This is a genomic window from Undibacterium sp. TJN25 (assembly GCF_049339885.1).
Lineage (GTDB): Bacteria > Pseudomonadota > Gammaproteobacteria > Burkholderiales > Burkholderiaceae_D > Undibacterium.
In genome coordinates this window covers 47,578-70,715 of record NZ_JBMPPM010000008.1, presented here as the reverse complement: position 1 = coordinate 70,715, position 23,138 = coordinate 47,578, and the positions used below count along the sequence as shown (strand labels likewise).

The 23,138-nt window shown below is 56.6% G+C and carries 18 protein-coding genes; 3 read left to right on the top strand and 15 right to left on the bottom strand.

Annotation, left to right across the window (positions count from 1 at the left end; translation table 11 throughout):
* The 8 genes from ACO0LO_RS19930 to ACO0LO_RS19895 all read right to left on the bottom strand — a co-directional run bounded on the left by ACO0LO_RS19930 (window position 1) and on the right by ACO0LO_RS19895 (window position 8,483).
* On the bottom strand, window positions 1–420 hold the full coding sequence (locus ACO0LO_RS19930) for a BON domain-containing protein (protein WP_422966656.1): 420 nt from the start codon (window positions 418–420) through the stop codon (window positions 1–3).
* A 280-nt stretch (window positions 421–700) separates the two neighbouring features.
* Window positions 701–1,483 carry an exodeoxyribonuclease III gene (xth, locus tag ACO0LO_RS19925; RefSeq protein WP_422966654.1) on the bottom strand — a complete coding sequence of 261 codons (783 nt, stop codon included), beginning with the start codon at window positions 1,481–1,483 and terminating at the stop codon, window positions 701–703.
* A gap of 116 nt (window positions 1,484–1,599) precedes the next feature.
* Window positions 1,600–1,893 carry a hypothetical protein gene (locus tag ACO0LO_RS19920; RefSeq protein WP_422966653.1) on the bottom strand — a complete coding sequence of 98 codons (294 nt, stop codon included), beginning with the start codon at window positions 1,891–1,893 and terminating at the stop codon, window positions 1,600–1,602.
* A gap of 70 nt (window positions 1,894–1,963) precedes the next feature.
* Window positions 1,964–2,581, bottom strand: coding sequence for a hemerythrin domain-containing protein (locus tag ACO0LO_RS19915; RefSeq protein WP_422966651.1), 618 nt, complete (start codon window positions 2,579–2,581; stop codon window positions 1,964–1,966).
* A gap of 360 nt (window positions 2,582–2,941) precedes the next feature.
* Window positions 2,942–5,497, bottom strand: coding sequence for an excinuclease ABC subunit A (locus tag ACO0LO_RS19910; RefSeq protein WP_422966649.1), 2,556 nt, complete (start codon window positions 5,495–5,497; stop codon window positions 2,942–2,944).
* Window positions 5,498–5,744: 247 nt separating this feature from the next.
* Window positions 5,745–7,079 (bottom strand): MFS transporter, encoded by a 1,335-nt coding sequence (locus ACO0LO_RS19905; protein ID WP_422966647.1) that lies wholly within the window; start codon window positions 7,077–7,079, stop codon window positions 5,745–5,747.
* Between the two features lie 97 nt (window positions 7,080–7,176).
* Window positions 7,177–8,181, bottom strand: a complete 1,005-nt coding sequence (locus ACO0LO_RS19900; RefSeq protein ID WP_422966645.1) for a D-2-hydroxyacid dehydrogenase family protein — start codon at window positions 8,179–8,181, stop codon at window positions 7,177–7,179.
* On the bottom strand, window positions 8,166–8,483 hold the full coding sequence (locus tag ACO0LO_RS19895) for an NIPSNAP family protein (RefSeq protein ID WP_422966643.1): 318 nt from the start codon (window positions 8,481–8,483) through the stop codon (window positions 8,166–8,168). The genes ACO0LO_RS19900 and ACO0LO_RS19895 overlap by 16 nt, the downstream gene beginning before the upstream one ends.
* Before the next feature lie 93 nt (window positions 8,484–8,576).
* Between ACO0LO_RS19895 and ACO0LO_RS19890 the strand changes: the two genes are divergently transcribed.
* The gene (locus ACO0LO_RS19890; RefSeq protein ID WP_422966642.1) at window positions 8,577–9,536 is read left to right on the top strand and encodes a LysR family transcriptional regulator; all 960 of its coding nucleotides are present in this window, start codon (window positions 8,577–8,579) and stop codon (window positions 9,534–9,536) included.
* Window positions 9,537–9,719: 183 nt separating this feature from the next.
* Here the strand turns inward: ACO0LO_RS19890 and ACO0LO_RS19885 are convergent, their stop codons facing one another.
* The 6 genes from ACO0LO_RS19885 to dnaE all read right to left on the bottom strand — a co-directional run bounded on the left by ACO0LO_RS19885 (window position 9,720) and on the right by dnaE (window position 19,393).
* A complete protein-coding gene (locus ACO0LO_RS19885; RefSeq protein ID WP_422966640.1) occupies window positions 9,720–10,505 on the bottom strand; it encodes a THxN family PEP-CTERM protein in 786 nt (261 codons plus the stop codon).
* A gap of 559 nt (window positions 10,506–11,064) precedes the next feature.
* The gene (waaF, locus tag ACO0LO_RS19880; RefSeq protein ID WP_422966638.1) at window positions 11,065–12,114 is read right to left on the bottom strand and encodes a lipopolysaccharide heptosyltransferase II; all 1,050 of its coding nucleotides are present in this window, start codon (window positions 12,112–12,114) and stop codon (window positions 11,065–11,067) included.
* Window positions 12,111–12,716: a peroxidase-related enzyme gene (locus ACO0LO_RS19875; RefSeq protein ID WP_422966636.1), complete on the bottom strand. Its 606-nt coding sequence runs from the start codon at window positions 12,714–12,716 to the stop codon at window positions 12,111–12,113. The genes waaF and ACO0LO_RS19875 overlap by 4 nt, the downstream gene beginning before the upstream one ends.
* Before the next feature lie 38 nt (window positions 12,717–12,754).
* Window positions 12,755–14,488 carry a lipid A export permease/ATP-binding protein MsbA gene (gene msbA, locus ACO0LO_RS19870; RefSeq protein WP_422966635.1) on the bottom strand — a complete coding sequence of 578 codons (1,734 nt, stop codon included), beginning with the start codon at window positions 14,486–14,488 and terminating at the stop codon, window positions 12,755–12,757.
* Window positions 14,485–15,855 (bottom strand): O-antigen ligase family protein, encoded by a 1,371-nt coding sequence (locus ACO0LO_RS19865; protein ID WP_422966633.1) that lies wholly within the window; start codon window positions 15,853–15,855, stop codon window positions 14,485–14,487. Before ACO0LO_RS19865 ends, msbA begins: the two co-directional genes overlap by 4 nt.
* A 4-nt stretch (window positions 15,856–15,859) precedes the next feature.
* Entirely contained in the window at window positions 15,860–19,393 is a 3,534-nt protein-coding gene (dnaE, locus tag ACO0LO_RS19860; RefSeq protein WP_422966632.1) for a DNA polymerase III subunit alpha, read from the bottom strand.
* Window positions 19,394–19,653: 260 nt separating this feature from the next.
* Between dnaE and ACO0LO_RS19855 the strand changes: the two genes are divergently transcribed.
* Entirely contained in the window at window positions 19,654–20,568 is a 915-nt protein-coding gene (locus ACO0LO_RS19855) for a sulfurtransferase (protein WP_422966630.1), read from the top strand.
* A 91-nt stretch (window positions 20,569–20,659) separates the two neighbouring features.
* Here the strand turns inward: ACO0LO_RS19855 and ACO0LO_RS19850 are convergent, their stop codons facing one another.
* Complete coding sequence (locus ACO0LO_RS19850; protein ID WP_422966628.1) at window positions 20,660–21,820, bottom strand: cyanophycinase; 1,161 nt, start codon at window positions 21,818–21,820, stop codon at window positions 20,660–20,662.
* Between the two features lie 177 nt (window positions 21,821–21,997).
* Between ACO0LO_RS19850 and ACO0LO_RS19845 the strand changes: the two genes are divergently transcribed.
* Window positions 21,998–23,134, top strand: coding sequence for a succinylglutamate desuccinylase/aspartoacylase family protein (locus ACO0LO_RS19845; protein ID WP_422966626.1), 1,137 nt, complete (start codon window positions 21,998–22,000; stop codon window positions 23,132–23,134).
* The last annotated feature ends 4 nt before the right edge of the window (window positions 23,135–23,138 follow it).

Below are 23,138 nucleotides of genomic sequence, written 5' to 3'. Positions count from 1 at the left end.
TTAATTGGTTTTTACATCTAACTGATTATCAACCGACGAAACTCCCTTGACACGATGTGCCAATTTCTCGATTTTCATTTTTTCAGCATCGCTTTGAACGGGTCCCCTTAACGTCACTGCTCCGGCATTCACCAGAATCTTCACGTTATGGGCCGCCATCGAAAGGGATTTGTTATTGACGATCGACTTTCTGACGTTAGCCAACAGTTTTGTATCATCCGGGTTATTTGGCTGATCCTGCGGTGTCGCGGCGGTACTATTTTTGTCTCGCTCGTTCATACGCGAATTATCGACATTGGGGGCGCTCTTACCTTCGCTTGCCATAGGCTTCTGAACTTGATCGGCTGCCTGACTGAGCAATGGTATAGTCGCCAGGCACAACACAGAAGCTATCCCGATAGCATTTAATTTTCGTTTCATCTTCTCTCCTTTAACCCCGTTAAGAATGAGGTGAAACAAGAGTATTACGCTCTGCAGCCGCCATCAGTGCGGTAGCCCACCCGAACAAAAATATGTGCCGAGATCATAGCGCTTGTCTGCGCACATGTTCTGGCGAGAGAATACCCGGATACCTGCCACCTGGGCACGCTCACACTCTCTGTATCGGGAGCCAGTTCCCTAGGCGTGGGACTGGCAATGCAAGTAGCTTGGTTGCCGCCACCTTTAATTCGGCTGTAGCCGTTTATTTTAATTTTGGCGGCTAACCAGTTTTCAAGTCCAACTCAATCCATACAGGAGCGTGATCGCTTGGTTTTTCGCGCCCCCGTACTTCGCGATGCACCCCGGCGTCCTTCAGGCTTCCAGCCAATGAAGGACTCAATAATAGGTGATCTATCCGCAAGCCGGCGTTACGTCCGAACGCATTGCGAAAATAATCCCAAAAGGTATAGATCTTCTCTCCGGGGTGCATCTCCCGTAGCGCATCGCACCACCCTTGCTCCAGCAACAGATGAAATGCCTCCCTGCTCTCGGGACGAAATAAAGCATCGTCGAGCCAGCGCTCCGGCTTGTAGACGTCGAGATCGGTAGGTATCACGTTGAAATCACCCGCCAAGATGACGGGGACGCCGTTAGCGATTAGCTCGCCGGCGCGGGCGATCAGGCGTTGGAACCATTTCAATTTGTAATCAAACTTTGGGCCGGGAGCGGGGTTGCCATTTGGCAGATACAGGCAGGCGATCAGCACACCATTGACGGCGGCTTCAATATAACGGCTTTGCTCGTCATCCGGATCGCCTTTAAGACCTCGTTCCACTTCGACAGGCAGGATGCTGCGTGCAAGGATGGCAACGCCATTCCAGCTTTTTTGTCCATGCCATATAGCTTGATAGCCAGCACCGTTGATCGCTGCTTCCGGAAATTTTTCCTGGGGCGCTTTCAACTCCTGCAAACAAACAACGTCCGGCTGCATCTCTCGAAGCCATTGCAGCAGGGCCCGCAGCCGGCTATTGATGCCGTTCACGTTAAAAGTGGCGATCAGCATATTTTCCCTTAGAACGAGTCATCACTCACCGTAGTACATATGGCAGTCCGCATAAACCGTTGGTGTTTGGAGCAGAAAACGAGTGAACGTCAGAAATGATGAGGACTACTCGGCATTTATATAATCTTGCGTACTGCACAGTGCGAGTGGCTATCGCAAATGACAGTAGTGGCGCCTGGCACCAGTGTGCGGAATATCGCAATCGACGTCGGCGAGGTTTTTAGCCGGATATCCAGTTCGCGATAATCCTGCGGCAATTTTTCTGCATACCTGGCAGTGCCCTCAAAGCTAGCACGAGGATCCTCCACCGATTCAACATCCACGGTAACTGCCTCGGCCCCGTCGTCATCCAGTTTGCGTAAGCCTTCGAGCGTGCGGCGGGTAAACTTCAGTGTATAAGTTGCAGACATAAGACAAGACTTTCATTCTTGCGGCACCCCGCTGGTGAAGGAGTGCCGGCTAGATTCAATGTAAGCAGGTCTAGTCGATCCCGCGCGCAGCTTTCAGTCTGGCCTTGGCCTTTTCCAGCTGCTCCCCGATATCGTCGAGATCAGCTTTTGATTTTTTCACTTCCGGAAAGAGTTCCTTCTCCTCTTCTTCCACATGGTGTTCGATCTGTTCACTGAGCACCTTGATCTTGGCGTCGAACATGGGATCGTCGGCCTCCATTTTATCCAGCTGCGTTATCAGGCTTTTGGCGCCGGCATGCTCCACCTCGGCTTCGTTGAGCTTGTCGTCATCCCCGGTTGCCTTGCGGGCAGAGGGGTAAAAAATGTTTTCCTCTATTTCCATGTGGATCAGCAGGGCCGCACACACCTTGCGCGCGATGTCGCGCTTTTCGCTGGTCTTACCGGCCTTTTTCGCTTTTTCATATTGCTTGAACAGCGCTTCCGCCTCTCTGTGATCGGCTTTTAACAGATCGATGGCATTTACGGTTATGGTGGTTGACATGGTGTTCTCCTTTGGCGGTGGCTGTAGATGCATGCTGCAAATGCGTTTGATGCAGAGAAATGGTAATTGCACGCCCATACCGACCGCATAGGTTCCGGTTACCAAAGCACGTAGGACGATGACTAAGACGTTCAGGCGCAGCAGCATTGCGAAGCCACATCGTCTTTCCGAGCGAGAAAGAACCCGTTTCTCCGGCGCTACAATTCTGCCAGGATGATTGAAAATGCCCGGTCGCCGTTTCTGTATTCGGGCCGGGTTCCAACGAATTTTTCAGGCAGAACGGCCATTTTTTTCATGTCGGCTACCCGGAATTGCTTCCAGCCTATCGCTTCGCCGGACTTGCTGTCGCCTGCTACCTGGAAACCGCAAACGGTTTCGTGATCCTTGTGATCTACTCCATAGGTTGCGGTTCTATTACCCGCTTTGTTCCCTTATAGGTAAAGGAAAGCAGCTGACGGTGACGTATTGCATCATCTATTTCCATATCAGTCTTCCTTTCGCTCCCATTCAAGCTGAAGAATGTTCCTTCAGGAAATTTTTCAAATATGGCGCCGTTTTGCTCATGGCCGAAGTACAGATCTGCTCCGGTCTGCCTTGCGCAACGATCTCCCCACCTTCGTCCCCTGCGCCGGGGCCAATGTCGATGACCCAGTCGCTGCCCGCCAGGACACGCATGTCATGCTCCACGACGACCACGGTATTGCCTGTTTCGACCAACCCATATAACTGCAGCATCAGCCTGTCCACGTCTGCAGGGTGCAGGCCGGTAGTCGGCTCATCCAGAATGTAGAGCGTATCGCCTCGCTGGGTTCTCTGCAGTTCCGTCGCCAGTTTGATCCTTTGCGCCTCGCCGCCAGACAATTCAGTCGCGGGCTGTCCCAGCCTTAAATACCCCAGGCCGACCTCGCTCAGTACGTTCAGCGATCTGGCGATCTGCGGTTCTTCTTCAAAAAACTTCAACGCCGCATCCACTGTCATTTCCAGCACTTCGGCAATACTCTTGTCCCTGAGCTTGATGCTAAGAGTTTCATCGTTGTAACGCGCGCCATGGCATTGCGGGCACGGCGTGTACACGCTAGGCAGGAATAGCAGTTCCACGCAGACAAATCCCTCACCATCGCATGTCTGGCAGCGCCCTTTGGCTACATTGAAAGAGAAGCGCCCCGCATCATAGTGCCTGGCTCTGGCTGCCTTGGTAGCGGCAAACAATTTGCGCACGGCATCAAACAGCCCTGTATAGGTTGCCAGATTGGACCTGGGCGTACGGCCTATCGGTTTCTGGTCCACCTGTACCATACGTTTGACATGCGCCATGCCTCCGGCAATTTTCCCGTCGAGTGGTTCCTGCGGCATTTGTTCCAACTCCTCAACGGGGCTCGCTATCGGAACCTGCGCCAATCCGAGATGTCTGGATACGAGTTCCACCATCACCTGGCTCACCAGGCTGGATTTACGCGAACCAGATACGCCTGACACACTGGAAAACAAACCGATGGGAATGTCGGCGCTAATACCGCGAAGGTTATTGCGGAAAATGCCGCGCAGGCGCAGCCACCCGGCTGGATCACGCGGCGCCCTCAACAGGTTTTTCTGCTTGCCAAATACATGCTTGGCGGTTTGCGATGACGCCATTTTCTTCAGCCCCTCCAGAGGGCCGCTATACAAAATCTCTCCGCCCTGCTCGCCAGCAGCGGGGCCTACATCAACAATCCAGTCCGAATGCCGGATCACATCGATTTCATGCTCCACGACAAATAGCGAGTTGCCCGCGTCCTTGAGCCGATCCAGCGTTTTTAGCAATGCCTCGGTATCCGCGGGATGCAGCCCAGCAGATGGCTCATCCAGCACATAGACAACGCCGAAAAGGTTGGAATGGACCTGTGTTGCCAGCCGTAAGCGCTGATGCTCCCCAGGCGAAAGCGTGGGCGTGCTGCGGTCCAGCGACAAGTAACCGAGGCCGAGTTCAAGCAAGACGGACAGGCGCTCCAGCAGGTCCACACCTATGCGGTGGATGACCTCCGCTTTTTCGGGATGGTGGCGCGTTTCGCTGCGGCTTGCGCTCCCGGGCTTCATCAGGCCGAGCAATATCGCTTTCAGCTGCTTCAGCGGCAGGCTAGAAAATTCGGCGATGTCGTAGCCGCTGAATTTCACCGAAAGCGATTCCAGCCGAAGGCGTTTGCCTTTACATACCGGACACTCCGCACCTACCATATATCTGGATACGCGTTTCTTGATCGCTGCACTGTCGGTGCTGGCAAAGGTCGTCAGTACATAGCGCCGGACGCTGGAGAAATTGCCGAGGTAGCTGGGCGGCTCCTTGCGTTTAACTGCTTTCCGTACCTGTTCTGCGTCCCAGCCTATGTAGACCGGAACGACAGGCTGCTCCTCCGTGAACAGTATCCAGTCCCTGACTTTTTTCGGCAGATCACGCCAGGGTACGTCCACGTCGTGGCCCAGCGTCACCAGCATATCCCGCAGGTTGGTGCCGTGCCATGCGGGCGGCCAGGCTGCAATGGCGCGTTCCCTGATGGTTTTACTGTCGTCCGGCACCATCGACCGTTCAGTAACGGTATAGACGCGTCCCAGGCCATGGCATTGGGTGCAAGCTCCTGCAGGCGTATTCGCAGAAAAAGCTTCCGCATCCAGGTGTGCTTGTTTGCGCGGATAAACGCCTGCGCGTGAGTACAACATGCGAACCAGATTGGACAAGGTAGTCACACTTCCGACAGAGGATCGGACACTGGGGGCGCCGCGCTGTTGCTGCAAAGCGACCGCAGGCGGCAAACCGTTTATTTCGTCCACCTTGGGGACCGCCATCTGATGAAACAGACGCCTCGCATACGGAGATACTGATTCCAGGTAGCGCCGCTGCGCCTCTGCGTACAATGTACCGAAAGCAAGAGAGGACTTGCCCGAGCCCGATACGCCGGTAAATACCACCAGCGCGTCACGCGGGATATCCACGTCGACATTTTTCAGATTATGCGTACCGGCGCCACGCACGCGTACAAAACCGCGCTTGGCAGTGTCGTCAATCTGAGAAGCAGGTTTTTTGACGGGCATGAGCGCACTCCACAGGTGGGAAAGTATAAGGCGCGGCTACAGGATAGCGTCAACACCCAGTTCCGCCTGCAGCCCGTGCCGGATGACGTTTGCGTGGAAAGAATTCGAAAGGTCGGCCTGCAACTGGAAGCTGACAGTGTTGCAGTGATCCGACCGGTAGTCTGTGCGTAAGCGAACGAAATGGGCGTAGCAGCTTCAGCTACAGCCGGGCAAATTATCTGCCCGGCATCCATCTTGAAAACCGTATCTAGCCGGCGGAACTGGGGCCCATGCCCTTGCCAGGCACAAGCGTCGGGACTGCTTCTGTTTTGGCAGATTCGTCCGACAATAGGAAGGCGATCAGCGAAGCCAGGAATGCCGCCACAGACAGCGCTATCAGTGCGATAGAAAAGCTGCCGGTGAAGTCCTTGATGAGACCCACCATCCACGGACCGAGCAAGCCGCCAAATTGGCCCAGTGTATTGATCAGCGCGATACCGATCGCTACCGCGGCGCCGGTCAGGAATTCGCCGGTCAGTGTCCAGAATACGGCCAGGCATCCCCAGATGCCGCTGGCCGCAACGCACAGTAATACCAGTCCGAAGACAGGCTGCGACACAAAGGCGCAAGCCAGCAGCGCAAACCCGCCCACCGCCATGCAGTAGCCGATATGCCGCTTGCGCTCTCCTACCTTGTCGGAGTGGCGGGACACCAGGCTCATGGACACCGCAGCACAGCAGAAAGGCAACGCGGTAATGAAGGCAACTTCCAGATCGCTCATGGAACCGAAGCTCTTGACGATTTGCGGCAGCCACATCAGTACGCCGTAAAACGCCGTCAGGAAACAAACGAACAGCAGAGAAAGGCTCCATACACGTGGCATGACGGCAATCTTGGAAAACGGCAGGTTGGCTGTTTTACCCAATTTTTCCGCCTCGGCCGCCAGTTCATCAACGAGCCACTTTTTTTGCGCGGCAGGCAACCATTTGGCGCGCTCCGGCCGGTCGGTCAGCCAGAACAGCGTAAACAAGCCCAGCACTACCGCAGGCAGCGCCTCCAGCAGCAGCATCCAACGCCAGCCGGAGTAGCCCATGTTGCCGTCCAGCGCGTGCATCAGCAGGCCGGACACCGGCGAGCCGATGGCAGACGCAATGGCGGTCGCCATGATCACGCCTGCATTGGCGCGTGAACGATAGCGCACCGGGAACCAGTAGGCTAGGTAGGCCACCACGCCCGGGATGAATCCCGCCTCGGCCACACCCAGCAAAAAACGCAGCACATAAAATGCCGTCTGGCTATGGACAAAGGCCAGCATGCCTGACACGATGCCCCAGCTGACCATGATGCGGCTGATCCATAGCCGGGCGCCGAAGCGGTGCAGCATGATATTGCTGGGCACTTCAAACACCGCATAGCCTATGAAAAATATACCGGCGCCCAGGCCGAACACCGACGCGCTGAATCCCAGCTCCTTGTTCATGCGCAAGGCGGCAAAGCCGATATTGACGCGGTCCAGGTAATTAATGATCAGCAATATGAACAGCAACGGCACCAGCCGCCAGTACACGCGCCTGATCGTCGCCGCCTCTAAAGTATTTTCCACGCTTGTCTCCTGATGTGAATACTGCCGGCCATCCCGTGACCGGCGCATTTTTATGCGAAATCCGTCTGTTGTGCCTGTGTTGTGCAAGAACCGGTGGCTATCTCTTGAGTGCCTCCGGATTCAGCACATTGATGGGCTGGCCCGCCTGCCACGCCAGCAGTTGCTCGATGGCGATGCCGAAATAATGCTCGTAGGTGTCTTTTTCGACATAGCCGATATGCGGCGTGGCGAGCACATTGTCGAAGCGCAGCAGCGGGTGGTCGGCGCCGAAGATCGGCTCCCGCTCATACACATCGACTGCCGCAAAGCCGGGACGGCCTTGCGCCAGCGCCGACTCCAGCGCGCCGTCTTGCACAACTTCACTACGGCTGGAATTGACGAACAGCGCAGTCGGTTTCATCGCCGCCAGGTCGGCCTGGGTAATGGATCCTCGCGTAGCCGGCAGCAGGCGCAGGTGACAGCACACGACATCGGCCTGGCTGAAAAAGACATGGCGGTCGGATTCGGTTTCCACGCCGTCGCTGGCGGCCGCTTCTATCGAAGTGGCGTGGTCGCCCAACGCAACCACCCGCATGCCGAAAGCACGGCCGTAGCCGGCCACTACACTACCGATCTTGCCGTAGCCGGCGATGCCCAGCACGCGCCCGCGCAGGCCTGTACCCAGATGACCTTGCCACAGCCCGGCTTTCAGCCGCGCTGCTTCCAGATGCACCTTGCGCATGGAGGCCATTACCAGCGCCCACGTCAGTTCCGCGGCAGCCACAGTAGCGGAACCCTCAGCCGACACGGCAATGCCGCGCGCAGTGCATGCCTTGAGGTCCACATGGTTCGCTGCGCGCCCGGTCTGGCTGATAAACTTGAGCTTGGGCAGGCGCGCCAGCAGTTCCGCGCTGACAGGCGTGCGCTCGCGCACCAGCAGCATGGCGTCGGCAGAAACGAAGCGTTCGGCCAGTGCATCCAGCGAAGTCAGCGTGTCCTGGTAAATTTCTACTTCAAAATTTTGCGCGAGCGATGGATAACAATCCAGTGTCTTCACGCAATCCTGGTAATCGTCCGAAATGATGACTTTCATGTTTCCCTTGCCGATTAGATTTTTGACCATGGAGCCGACACCAGCAACTGGTTTTCCTGCTGCTGGATGTAGCGCCCGTCTGCAGTTTTCTGCTTGTAAGCGCGCCAGTCGGGATCGTTTTCCAGCGCTGCGCGCCGGTTCTGGCGGTCCGCCGCATTTTCGTATCCCCATAGATGCGTAACCTGGTTCAACGTTCCCACTTCGGAGATGAAATATCCGAGGGGGTCGCCGACGTGCCGCCGCTGCACCGGCAGGCCGAACTCTTCATATACCGCTAGATACTGCTTCAGCAGCCCGGGCACAATCGTGTATTTGCGCAGGTCAACTAACATCTGGATTTCCTCAAAAAAATAGTTGACCGAGTATAAGTCTCTGCAAATTAGTAATACAATCGATAAAAATCGCATGATTCACAAGTAAAACCAATGAATGAAGATCGAGCATCCAAAAGAGTTTCCATACGGCACATGCGCGCATTTGTCGCGGTGGCGCTGTACAGAAGCCTGACACGCGCAGCAGAATCGCTGTTTGTCACACAATCGGCGTTGAGCCTGACGATCCAGCACCTGGAAGAAGATCTCGGCCTGTCGCTGTTTGACCGCTCCACCCGGCGCCTCAACCTGACCCAGGCGGGAGAGGAATTCCTGCCGTCTGCAGAACGTTTGCTACAGGATTTCGATTCCGCCGTGCGCGATATGCGAGCCCTCGGCAAACGGGAACGGGGCAAGGTGGGAGTGGCCGCCGTGCCTTCGGTCATGGCGTTACTGCTGCCGGAGGCCGTTGCGACATATATCGATGAATTTCCCGGCATCGACATTTACCTGCGCGAAGATAATTCCGAGAGCGTGCAGCAGCGCATCATCAGCGGCGATGTGGACTTTGGCATCTGCAGTCTGTGGGAGGCAGATCCTGAGCTGGTCTTTGAACCCTTGTTTGAAGATTGCTTTGGTGTCGTGTTCGCTTCGCACCATCCGCTCGCTTCCAGCACTGACGATATTTCCTGGGATGAAATCGCCGAATACCGCATCATCGGTTTCAGTTCCGACCTCGGCATGCAGCACCAGCTGAGCAGGACTGCAGCGCTGCGCAAGGAAGTAAGGGAGCCACGCTACCGCGTATCCAATACTGCAACCATAGAAACCCTGCTGACCCGCGGCCTCGGCGTCTCGGTCATGTCCGCGCTGGCGGCGCACCGCGAACCTCTCAATAAGCTGAATATGCGGCTCCTGTCGGAACCGGTATTGAAACGCATCGTCGGGGTTGCATGGAGGGAGGGGAAATCGCTGTCACCCGCCGCCGCGCACATGCTCGAACATATACGGCGAAAAGTACCGCAGCTGGACCGTTATCCCGGAGTAAGAATCGTGGATGCTGAAACGGATTAGCTGCATTCGCTTTTTCGTGCGCAGCCCTCCGCCATGGCTGCCATCCCAAAACCGTGGGCCCAAAAATAAAAAAGCATATCGCCGTAGCGATATGCTTTTCACTGCAGCCCCTTGCTGAATCAAGGCCGAGGCTCTATATCCCCGCAGTGCCGGCGCCCGGGGGCAGCGCTTTGCAGGCAGCGCTTAAAGCTTGATCGATTTGCGGTTGCGGACGAAATACAAGCCCAACAGGCCTATCGCCAGCAATGCCAGTTCACCAGGTTCTGGAATGGTCACAGCTTGCTCGGTAATTTCAAAGCCAAACCGAGTCGCGGTGGCGGTATTTTCCTGGGTGGTGAAACCTATGCAACCTGCTGCGGCGCCAGCTTGAGCACAGGTAGCAGCCGGCAGTGGCAACAGGTTATTGGTCAAATTGACGATGCTGACAAAATAGGTATTGCCGGCATAAACAAAACTCTGATTCAGCGCACCCAAGGTGATGACAAAAATATCGTCGCATACCGATACTGAAGTAAATCCGCAAGGAGTGGAGTTCGGTGTTTCCTTGAAGTCGATTGCGAAATTAATGGTCTGGGTCGGCAAAGCTGCGCCTGCGGGATTGGTTGGAGTCAGCGTCAATGTATTGGTCAATGTTGCCGACAGCAAGGTAGCCAGGGTTCCATCCAGTGGATTATTAGTATGTGTAATCGTATTGGTTGGAACAATTGCTCCGTTGGTATTGACAGTGCCTGTCGAACTTGTCGGCGAAATAACCAGGGAACTGCGATTTCCGCCCAAAGCACTACTGCCTCCGGTAGTTCCCCAGCTAAGAGAAGAAGGAGTGTTAAGCTGTGTTCCCCCGCCTGCGCCATACGTTTGTCCTGACCAAACAAGACTTTCCGAATACGACCATTGGATCACATCCGCACTGGCGGTTGCAGCATAAAATACACCGGCCAGCATACACATGGCACTTATGATTTTTTTCATTTTTTCTCTCCTGATAGTGAGCGGATTAAGATGAGCTTGTCGTCAATTCAAGTTGTCTTGCATGACTCGCAACCGCCAAACGAATTTCCCCTGTATCCATTTACTTACCGCCATCAAAGCACCTGGACAATCTCCATTTAGCATATACCGTACCAGCTCGCGCATTCCCAGAGATCCCGCAGTAGAGGGGCTTATTCAAAGGAGGCAAGCTCGTGGACGTGTGTAAAATCCGTCGACGTTACTAAAAAAAACTAAAAATCCACGGAGAAACAGATTCGTTATCCTGTCAATAACGACAGGAAAGATATAAAGAAAAAAAAGAGGCGCCTACATAGGAGAGCAAGGGGCGTATGCTGAATATTCACTCGACACACGCCGGTGCTGCGTTATTAAAAAAATTCTTTTCAGTATCTGAATCGCTGCCAAAAAATTCGACAAATAACAGCAGAACACCAGCAAGTACGGGCTTTATGTGAAATAGAGAAATGTTATTTACACGAAAGCATCATTACAATTGCCTTGTGTGAAACGCTTATTTCCATGAAGAATGGCAAAGGGCTTATCGGAAATGCAGCATCGGCTGCAGTTCTGCCCAGACCTTGCCGCTGTCCAGTTTTTGCATACAATCATGGTGTCCCAAAGGACACTCGCGCTGCTTGCATGGAGAGCAAGCGATACGCAGGCTTAGCGAGCGCGCAATATCTGAAAACGGCGGCGCGTGATCAGGATCGGTGGGGCCGTAAATTGCAATGACGGGACGATTCAGCGCCGACGCAATATGCAGCAGGCCAGAATCATTGCTGACCATCGCACTTGCCTGCGCTATCAGCGCCACCGCTTCATCCAGGGATGTCTGGCCGGCAAGATTGCGCGCGGCAGGCGCCAGCGCGCGGACTTCCTCGCATACAGCATGGTCTTTGCCAGAACCCAGCAAGACGATCTGCATTTCAGGATTGTCGGCCAGTATAGTATTGGCTAGTTGCGCAAAATGGGAAGTAGGCCAGCGCTTGGCATTGCCGAATTCGGCACCGGGGGAAAACGCCAGCAAAGGCTGGCCGGGTTGCAGATTGAGTTTATCAAGCACCGGCAGAATCTGCGGTGTGCTCACCCGTAACGCGGGCCGTGGCAAATCCGCCGGCGCCACAGCGGACGGAGCACCCGCCAATGCCGCATAAAACGGCACCATCGCACGCGGATGCTGTGGGTCATCATGATGCATGACGTTGATCAGTCCGTAGCGGCTTTCGCCCTTGTAGCCGATCCTGTTGCGGATGCCGGCAAACCAGGGGATCAGCGCAAACTTCAGCGTATTGGGCAATACATAAGCATTGGCATAGCCGCGCTGCTTCAAGTCCCTGGCAAAGCGCCACCGCTCGCGCAGTTGCAATGCACCGTGGCGGAAAGGCGTGCTCAGCACGGTATCCACCTCCGGCATTGCACGCAGCACCGGCGCCACCCAGCCGGGCGCCAGCACATCGATAGGGCGCTCGGGATGCTGTTGCTTCAGCAGCCGCAGCAGCGGCTGCGCCATCACTGCATCGCCTATCCAGTTGGGAGAGATGACCAGCGTGCGGGGCGCAGCTGAACCTGAAGTGCTTAAAGCCGTCATGCGCGAGGAACCCGCCCCATCAGGAAAAATTCGTCGTTGGGACGCATGGAAATGACGTTGGCCATGCGGTTGGACAGGCCGAAGAACGCGGTAATCGCGGCAATATCCCACACATCCTCATCATCGAAGCCATGCTTGCGCAGCGCTGCGTAGTCGGCGTCGCCGACGCTTTGGGAATCAAGGCAAACCTTGATCGCGAAATCCAGCATGGCACTTTCACGCGGCGTGATGTCGGCTTTCAGGTGGTTGACAGCAACCTGGTCGGCCACCAAGGGATTTTTGGAATAAATGCGCAGGATAGCTCCATGCGCAACGACGCAATACAGGCAATTATTTTTAGCGCTGGTGGCGGTAACGATCATCTCTCTGTCGGCCTTGCTTAGATTGCCGGTCTGCTTCAGCATCAGTGCATCGTGGTAGGCAAAAAAAGCGCGGAATTCATCCGGCCGGTGGGCAAGCGTCAGAAAGACATTCGGTACGAAACCTGCCTTTTCCTGCACTAGGAGTATTTTTTCGCGTATGTCGTCAGGCAATTCACGCAGTTCAGGCACGGGGAAGCGGGAAATCGCTTTCGCTACAACGTTCGCTTCAAGCTTCGTCATTTTCTGTCTCCTAAATATCGGTTCCGGTTTTTCCAGGATTACGCAGCAAACTGCAGCCGGTACAGGTTTGCATACACGCCCTCAGCACCCAGCAACGCCGCATGCGAGCCCATCTCCACAATCTGCCCGTCCACCAGCACCACAATGCGGCTCGCTCTTTCTATCGTAGACAGGCGGTGCGCAATGACCAGCGTCGTGCGGCCCTGCATCAACTCGTCCAGCGCCTGCTGCACCGCACGCTCGGATTCCGAGTCCAGCGCCGACGTGGCTTCATCCAGGATCAGGATAGGTGCGTCTTTGTAGATAGCACGTGCAATCGCCATACGCTGACGCTGACCACCCGACAAGCGCATGCCGTTGTCGCCTATCATCGTCTGCAAACCATTCGGCAGGTCCCTGACGACGTCGCCCAGATGTGCCGCCTGTACGGCAGCAGCGACCCTGGCCGGGTCAGGCTCCGGGTCACCGTAGGCAATATTGGATTCCACCGTATCATCGAACAGAATCACGTTCTGACTGACCATGGCGATCTGTTCACGCAGGCTGCGCAGCGAGATGTCGTGCAGCGATACACCGTCCAGCAGAATATCGCCCTGGTCGGGCGCATAAAAACGCGGCACCAGATTCACCAGCGAGGTCTTGCCGCCGCCGGACATGCCCACCAGGGCGATCGTTTCTCCGGGCTGTATGCTGAGATTGATATCGCGCAAGGCGGAACTCTCCTGCCCCGGATAGGTGAAGCCTGTGTGGACAAACTCCAGTTGGCCGCGCGAGCGCGCCGGCAAGTCTTTGCCGCTGTCAACCTCGGCTTCCGTATCCATCATCGCAAACACCGATTCCGCCGCCGCCATGCCGCGCTGCATAGGGCCGTTCAGGTCTGCCAGATGCTTCAGCGGTGTCAGTATCATCAGCATTGCCAGGATGAACTTGACGAAGTCGCCGGCCGTGGTCTGGTTATCCATCGCCTGCAATACCGCCAGCACGATGACGACGGAGACGGCGCACGCGGCCAGTATCTGCGTCAGCGGCGTCGTGGAAGCAACCGCCACAGTCGTGCGCATAGAATAACCGCGCAATTTTTCGTTCTTGCCGTCAAAGCGCTTCTGTTCATACTGCTGGCCGCCGAATACCCGTATGACCTGATGTGCCCGTGTCGTCTCTTCAATCACCTGGGTCAGCTCATTGTTGACCTCCAGCTGGCTCTGGTTCAGCTTGCGCAGGCGTTTGCTGACATTGCGCACCAGCAACGCCAGCACCGGGATCAGCACCAGCGTCACCAGCGTCAGTTGCCAGTTGACCCAAAACAGGTAACCCAGCAATGCGGCAACCGTCAACGAATCGCGGATCAGCGTGGTCATCGATACCTTGAACATTTCAACGATCTGCTGCGCCTCGAACATGATGGTATTGATCACGCGGCCGCTGGATTCAGCCTGGTAAAAACGGATAGGCACGCTGAGTATTTTCGCAAACACGCTTGCCCGCATGGAATTGAGCATGCGGGTGGAAACCCAGGTCATCAGGTAGCTGGTAATGAAGGTGCAAATGCCGCGCAGCACAAAGATGCCGATAACGGCCACCGGTATTTTCCACAGCGCCAGATGGGCGCCCTTTTTAAAGCCGTGGTCCAGCAGGTAGCCGAACACATTGGGCAGCATGATTTCTGTCAGTGCCGTGCCCAGCATGGTCAACAAGGTCACCAGCAGATGGGCGCGGTACTGCCTGATGCTTTCCCACAGGCGCCGGAAAACAAGGATTGTTGCATTATTCATTGGTTAGGAATTTCGTTCGTTTTTATTGTAGGCAGCATTTTGCCGGTCCGGGCTGCAAGCCTGTCCTTGCGTATGCCGGCCAGGGGTATTGCCAGCAGTATCATGAAAGCCATGCCGAAAACGCCGTCGCGCAGGATGGCATTGAACAGGCCGCCGATAATCATTGTCACGCCCAGCATTGCCAGCATCATGCCCTGCCCGCCGCCTATCCTGCGGGCAATCTGCAACTGGGCCAGCCATATCCATAGTAGCGCCCCCAGGCCGAAAACGCCGACCTCGGTGGCATACAGCAGATAGTCATTATGCGGCGTCGTCATGCCGCTGCTGATCAGGCCCTTGGCGCGCTGCGGGTACTCCACCAGCCAGCTGGCAATGCCGTGGCCGGTCCATGGTTTCTCGGCGGCTATTTTTCCCGTGACCTGGTAGATTTCGGCACGCATGCCGTCCTCCCCTGCATCTTCGCCATGGGTAAACGCATGCACCTGATGCAGCGTGCACAAGCCACGGTCGCGCATCACTTCGGCCGGGGAGTAATTTTGCATGTCCCTGACCGCACATTTTTCAGGCACGGGCAGGCTCAGCGCATACAGGGCACCCGCCCACAGCAGCAAGGCGGCGGCGGCCAGCATGCCCACGCTGCGCCAGGAAAAACGCATGCGGCTCAACGGTATCATCACGCACAGAAAGACCATGATCAGGCTGGCGGTGCGGCTTCTTGTCAGGAACAGCAATGCGATGACGATATAGACAAATGCCAGCACGCGCATCCAGCGGTGTTCCTTTTCTGCAATCAAGCGGTTCAGCATCCACCCGCATGCAACAGCCAGCAAGATGCCCAGCAAGATGGATTTGTTCCCCTTGTACACCACGTAGCTCCTGGTCATCGTCGTGGCCGGCAGCAGGCCCAGAAAATTCAGGTAGAAGAAGCTCGCCGAAACCAATGCGCCGGCCAGGAACCATGTCACCGCCCTTTTTTGCCAGTCTCCTGCGCCAATGCACAGGAACAGCAGCAGAAATAGATACGTCTGGTAATGGCCCAGCGCAGGCCAGAACTCGCCGGCAGGCCGGGGCAGGAATATCCCGGCTAGGCAAGACACCAGGCTTAAGGACAGGATAGGCATCAGCATGGGGCTGGCCAGTATCGCCTGCTTCTTTTCGCCATAGCTGCCGGACAGCAGCAGGCTGAACAGGAACAGGATGACCCCTACATACATCCAGGCCACCGGAAAAAACAGCGTGAACGGCAAGACTGCGAGTATGTGCTGCGGCAGGCCTGCCCGCAGCTCAAGCAGTGGCGCCGTGCGGGCGTCCACCGCGGCGCTGCCGCCTGCGGTCGCATTGCCTGAATCCGGATAGCGTAGGCTCATGGGCTCAGGAATATTCGATCTGTACGTTTTTAGGGGACAGCCAGTCCGACAGCGTCTGCCGCAGGCCGTCGTCGGGATTGACACGCCAGCCGTCGGCGAAATACAGCTCGGCGGAAGCCATGCCATTCTGGTAGCGCACTACCACCGGGCAGCCTTCCTGGTCCAGGTAAGGCTTCAAGGTTTCCTGCAGTATTTTGACGTCGGTGTCCGATGTCAGCGTTACCCGCAAGCCTTGCGAGAATTGCACCCGCGCACGGCCGATGTCCATCACTTTTTCCGCCGAAATGCGCAGGCCGCCGGAGAAGCGGTCTTCCGACACCTTGCCCAGCACCGCCAGGAACTCATCTTCCTTGAACAGGTTCTTGAACTGGTCCAGGACTTCGCTGTACACAGTCACGTCCACGACCGCAGTGCCGTCATCCAGCGTCACGATCAGGATCTTGCCGCGCTGGGTCATCTGCGTACGGATACCGGAGATGATGCCGGCGATCATCCGCAGGTCGCGCGAGGGCTCCAGCTTGGCCAGCGTGGTCTTGATGAACTGGCGCACTTCCGGCGCGTAAGAATCGAACAGGTGGCCGGACAGGTAGAAGCCCAGCGCCAGCTTTTCTTCAGTCAACCGCTTCTTGTCGGTCCATGGCACCGCCTTCACATATTCCGGCGGCGGGATCAGGTCTTCATCATCGCCGAATAGGCTGACCTGGTTTGCTGCTTTATCGGCCTGTTCCGCAGCATCCATGGCCAGGCCTACCGTCGCCAGCAACACCGCGCGGTCTTCGCCAAAACCGTCAAAGGCGCCCGAGCGTATCAGCGACTCTATCGTGCGGCGATTCACCTGGCGCTTGTCGATGCGCTTGGCAAAATCGAACAGGCTGACAAACGGGCCGTCGGCCGTACGCGCCGCGACGATGCTTTCTATTGCATTCTGGCCGGAGCCCTTTACCGCGCCCAGGCCATAGCGTATCTGCGTAGCTTTCTTGCCCGGCTCGCCGACTGGGATAAAGCGGTATTCGGACTGGTTGATGTCCGGCGGCAGCAAGGTCAGCTTGCAGATGTCGATGGAGTCTTCCACCAGGATCTTGATCTTGTCGGTGTCATCCATCGCCAGTGACAAGTTGGCGGCCATGAATGCGGCTGGATGATGCGCTTTGAGGTAGGCCGTGTGATAGGACAGCAGCGCGTACGCAGCGGCATGCGATTTATTGAAGCCGTAGCCCGCGAACTTTTCCATCAAATCGAAAATCTCGTCGGCCTTTTCCTGGCTCAGGCCATCCTTGGCAGCGCCGTCGCGGAAGATCTGGCGGTGCTCGGCCATTTCTTCGGCCTTTTTCTTACCCATCGCGCGGCGCAGCAGATCGGCGCCGCCCAGCGAGTATCCGCCCACGACCTGCGCCATCTGCATCACCTGTTCCTGGTACACCATGATGCCGTAGGTTTCAGACAGAATGCCTTCGGTGCGGGGATCGGGGTAATCGAATCTTTCGCCGTGCTTGCGTTTGCAGAAATCGGGAATCAGGTCCATCGGGCCCGGCCGGTACAACGCCACCAGCGCGATAATGTCTTCAAAGCGGTCGGGCCGCGCATCTTTCAGCATGCCCTGCATGCCGCGGCTTTCCAGCTGGAATACGGCGACTGTCTTGGCCTTGGTCAGCAACTCATACGACGGCCTGTCGTTCAGCGGCAGGCTCTCCAGGTTGAAGTTGACCATCGCCGGATCGAGCCGTTTGATGTAGTTCACCGCGCGGTCCAGGATGGTCAGCGTGGTCAGGCCCAAAAAGTCGAACTTCACCAGGCCCACGGCCTCCACGTCGTCCTTGTCGTATTGCGACACCACGCCCGAATCGCCGCCCTGCGTATACAGCGGGCAAAAATCGGTCAGCTTGCCCGGCGCAATCAGCACGCCGCCGGCATGCATGCCGATATTGCGGGTAATGCCCTCCACCTGCTGCGCCAGGTCCAGCAACTGCTTGACCTCTTCTTCATTTTCCTGCCGCTCCGCCAGCAGCGGTTCTTCGATGATCGCCTCGGCGATTGTCACCGGCTTGCCGGGCTTGAAAGGAATCAGCTTGGAAACGCCGTCGCAAAAGTTATAGCCGAAATCCATCACGCGGCCTACGTCGCGGATGGCGCCCTTGGCCGCCATCGTACCGAAGGTGGCGATCTGCGAGACGGCCTCCTTGCCGTAGCGGTCCTTGACGTACTGGATAACCCTGTCGCGACCTTCCTGGCAAAAATCAATATCGAAATCGGGCATCGATACCCGTTCCGGGTTCAGGAAACGTTCGAACAGCAGGTTATAGGCCAGCGGGTCCAGGTCGGTAATACTGAGCGAATACGCCACCAGCGAACCCGCGCCTGAACCGCGGCCCGGCCCGACCGGCACGCCATTGTTCTTGGCCCACTGGATAAAGTCCGCCACGATCAGGAAGTAGCCGGGGAAACCCATCTTGATGATGGTATCGGTTTCAAATTTCAGCCGTGCCTCATAGCGCTCGCGCTGCTGTTCGCGCTTTTCGTCGTTGGGATACAGGTGCGCCAGGCGTTTTTCCAGGCCGACCTTGGATTCATGTACCAGGTAGTCGCCAATCGTCATGCCGTCCGGCGTCGGAAAATCCGGCAGCTTGGGCTTGCCCAGTTCCAGCGTGAGGTTGCAGCGCTTGGCGATCTCCACTGCATTCTGCAAGGCACCAGGCAAATCGGCAAACAGCACTGCCATTTCATCCTGCGTCTTGAAGCATTGCTGGTCGTTGAAGCGCTTTACGCGCCTGGCGTTGGCCAGCATTTCGCCTTCAGCGATACAGGTGCGCGCCTCATGCGCGATGTAGTCTTCCTTGCTGATGAACTGGATGGGATGCGTTGCCACGACAGGCAACCCCAGCTTTTGCGCCAGCCGCACAGCCTGGCGCACCTGGTTCTCCATATTCGGCTGGCCGGCACGCTGGATTTCAATATAGAAATGGCCGGGGAAGATACTGGCCCAGCGTTGCGCATTGCGCTCCGCGGCTTCCAGGTTGCCGTTGTCGATGGCGATGCCGATGTCGCCGAAGTGCGCGCCGGACAGAGCGATCAGGCCTGGCTCGCCTTGCTGCTGCAAGTCCTGCAACCAATCAGGATGGATCTCCGCCCTGCCCTTGTGCTGGTTGGTCAGCCATGCCTGCGCCAGCAATTCGCACAGCTGCAGATAACCTTTGCGGTTCTTTACCAGCAGCAGCAGGCGCGAGGGCTTGTCACGGTCGGCATCGTTGGTGATCCAGGCGTCGCAGCCGGCAATAGGTTTGATGCCTTTGCCACGCGCAGACTTGTAAAACTTAACCATGGCAAACAGGTTGGCAAGGTCGGTGATCGCCATTGCAGGCTGCTTGTCTTTTTCGGCGGACTTGATGGCATCGTCGATGCGCACCAGGCCATCGACGATCGAATATTCGGAGTGCAGGCGCAGATGGACGAAGCGCGGTCCGGCGGCCTGGGGGGGCACCGCAAGAGTTACGGGAGCCGCTGCGGCGGTTGCATCATTAGCAAGTGTTAATTCTGTAGTCATCCCGCTATTTTACCGTGCCCGGACGCATTCAACGAAGGGATTAAGGGCTTGAAAAAACGAAAATGTAAGGGCATGTAAACAACTATAAGCACGGGGATAAGCAAAACAGCCAAAGGCTCGCATCCGTGGAAGCAAGGAAAAAATAAAGTTTAAATATCGTTTATATGAGCCAGATCAAGTTTTTTGCAGATCAAACTTTAAAAAATCTGCCGCAAAAGTTTATAATACTGATAAATCAATGACTTACTGAATTATTTGCCATGCCATCCACCGCAATATCCGTCGCCCCTTCAGCGGCAACGCCCTACGTCAACATCTCTGCCTATAAATTCATCACTTTCGACGATACGGTTGAAAAAAAACCGCAGTTCCTGGACAAGTGCAAGGAATTGAACCTGAAGGGCACGGTCATCCTGAGCCCGGAAGGCATCAACATGTTCCTGGCCGGCCTGCGCGAGGAAATAGACGCCTATATGGACTGGCTGCACCAGGACGCGCGCTTTGCGGATGTCGTCGCCAAGGAGAGTGTGTCCGACAAACAGCCGTTCACCAAGCTGCTGGTCAAGGTCAAGCCTGAAATCATCACAATGCGCATGCCGCTGATCAAGCCGGAAGATGGCCGCGCGCCTGCGGTGGATGCGCAGACCTTGAAGCGCTGGCTGGATCAGTGTCATGACGACAATGGCAAGCCAGTCGTCATGGTCGATACCCGCAACGACTTTGAAGTGGATGTCGGCAGCTTCGACAATACGATCGACTACCGCATCGCCAAGTTCACCGAATTTCCGGCAGTGATCGAAGCCAACCGCGACAAGCTGAACGACAAGACCGTTGTTACTTTCTGCACCGGTGGCATACGCTGTGAAAAAGCCGCCATCCACATGCAGAATGTCGGCTTTGACAGCGTGTACCAGCTGGAAGGCGGCATCCTCAAATATTTCGAGGAAGTCGGCGGCGCACACTATCATGGCGACTGTTTCGTCTTCGATTACCGTACGGCCCTGAATCCACAGCTGGAAGCTACCGATACCGAGCAATGCTTCGCCTGTCGCGGCATCGTGACACCGCGCGAACAGCTGTCGCCTTTATACATTCCCGGTGTTTCCTGCCCTGCCTGTGCATCGCAGGAAGCAAAAGCCAAGGCTGCGCCGGCGAATGCGCCGGAAGCGGCCTGAAAAAAAATAAGTAAAAAAGACAAGCAAAGAAGCATGTAAAGACAACAAAAGGAGCCTCGGCTCCTTTTTTATTGCTCGTCTATTTTTTGCGCTATATGTGCCGGTATAGCGGCAGCTGCATTTCCACCGGCCGCACGTCCAGCCGCATATTCATCACTGTATAGGTCTCGGCACCGCGCAGGCTGGAAAAATAAGCTTCGCTATCCTCCGCCTTGCTAAAAGTGAATTCAAAGCCAAGCGCAGGCATGTCATCGTCTGGCCCGCCAAAGGCCAGGCCCACCGCCCGCTGCTGCCGGCTGCATGCCAGTGCCTGCAGCAGATCAAGCAAAGTGGCGTTGGCCAGGATGGCCGGATAAAAACGCGCGCCGTTGCGATAAGGCGGCCCCAGTTCCAGCCTGCCCTCCCGCTTGTCTGCGGGCAGCGTCAGCAGTCCGCTGTGGAAGTTATAACGATCGCCATTATCCAGGTAACTGAGGCGGGCGTTGCTGATATTGAATGTCCCTTCGTTAACGGTTGCCTGCGACAGATCGATGAGCACCGCACCTCTGTAACCGACAATTTCCACGTCGCTCCCGCCGCTAACAACCATTGCCGTGTTTTCGTCGATACCCAAACCTGTGCGATAGCCCATCTTCAGCATCGCAGGCAGCATGCGCGCAAAGCGTCCGCGTATGACCAGGTGCTGATCGATGAATACGTCGGGGCCGATAAAGCCCAGGCCGGGCGCCATTTCCCCGTCATCTGAAATACCCCGCTTCAGCGCGGGCAGCACGGCCGGGGCATCGTCAAACATCCAAGTGCTCATGATGGCCGCGCCTGCGCTGTTGCCGGCGATCACTCCCCCCTTGCGGTACAGTTCCCATACCGCGTCCAGCACCAGCGACCGGCTGCCATCGGGCCTGAGCAGCGCCTGTGTGATGCGTCCCTGGTCGCCGCCCACAAAATAGACACCGTCCGCAGTTCTTACCTGTTCCGCGATAGCCGGATCGTCGGCAGCCGTACGGCAATCACAGCCTTCCAATTTGACTGCAACCGGCACCATAAAAGCGCAGGCGCCGTATTTTTGCAGTGCCTGTATCGTCAAGGCAGCCGAATGCGCGGGCCGGCTTGCGGCGCACGGGAACACTGCAATCTTTGCTCCCTTGCCGCCGGCCAGCATCACGATGCGCTCCCAGACTGCCGAATTATCCACCCGCAATGCACCACCGATGATGACCAGTGTTCCCGACTGTTGCTGTACCGTGTTTTCCACTAGCTGCTCCCGCTTTATGCCGGCAATGAGGTGCTATTGATGGCATGGCCCCTGGTGTCTGATGATACAGCAAGGACCGTGCCGCCCAGGACGCACGCTTTTTGAACGATCGTGCATTTGCAGGTATGCTGACTGTTTCTGTTAACACTCATTTCAACCGCCAGGGCCAAAAATCAGATGCGTATTGAATATCATCCGCTGCCGTCTTCCAGTTCGGGTACCGAACGGCAATTCCAGAGTCTGCATTTCGGCCATGCCGGTGTGGGGCCGCATATCCGCAAGGTCTACATACAGGCATCGCTGCATGCGGACGAAATTCCCGGCATGCTGGTAGCCCAGCACCTGCGCAGCAGGCTGGAAACACTGGAAGGCGAAGGCAGGCTGGCCGCCGAAATCATTCTGGTGCCAGTCACCAACCCCATCGGCCTCGCGCAGGTACTGCAAGGCTCGCCTTTTGGCCGCTTCGACATGGCGACAGGCATCAATTTCAACCGCGGCTACCGCAACCTGGTGCCGCAACTGAAGCGGGTACTGGTGGACAAGTTGTGTAACGACGCACAGGAAAACGTCAGCACGATACGCAACGAAGCCCGCATGCTGCTGGCCGACTGGCAGCCTGCATCGGAGACCGACGCACTGAAAAAAACCTTGCAAACCCTGTCCATCGACGCCGACCTGGTGCTGGACCTGCATTGCGACAGCGAATCGGTGCTGCATCTGTACACCGGCACGCCGCTAGCCGACAGGATCATGCCGCTGGGCCGCCTGCTCGGCGCCGAAGCGATATTATTGGCCACCGAATCCGGCGACGATCCCTTCGATGAAACCTGCGGCCGCATCTGGTGGGAACTGGCGGAGCATTTCGGGCAGCAGTACCCGGTGCCGCTGGCCTGCATGCCGGTGACAGTCGAGTTGCGCGGGCAGGCGGATGTCACGCATGCGCTGGCAGGGCAGGATGCTGAACAGCTGATCGCCTTCCTCATGCATACCGGACATATAGAAACAGAAAATGCTGTGCTCCCGCCATTGCCAGCGGCGCTGTGCCAGCCCACGCCGCTGGAGGGAGTGGAGCCGCTACTGGCAACGCAGCCTGGCATCATGGTGTTCAGCAAGAAGCCGGGGGATATTGTGCAAGCCGGAGAGCCCATAGGAGAACTGGTGGACCCGGCCAGCGGCGAGGCCACACCGGTTGTCGCCACCGTCAGCGGCAAGCTGTTCGCGCGCATGGCGCACCGCTATGCACAGCGCGGCACCACGCTGGCAAAAATCGCCGGCGCAGTCGCCTACCGCAGCGGAAAATTACTGTCGATGTAGCGCG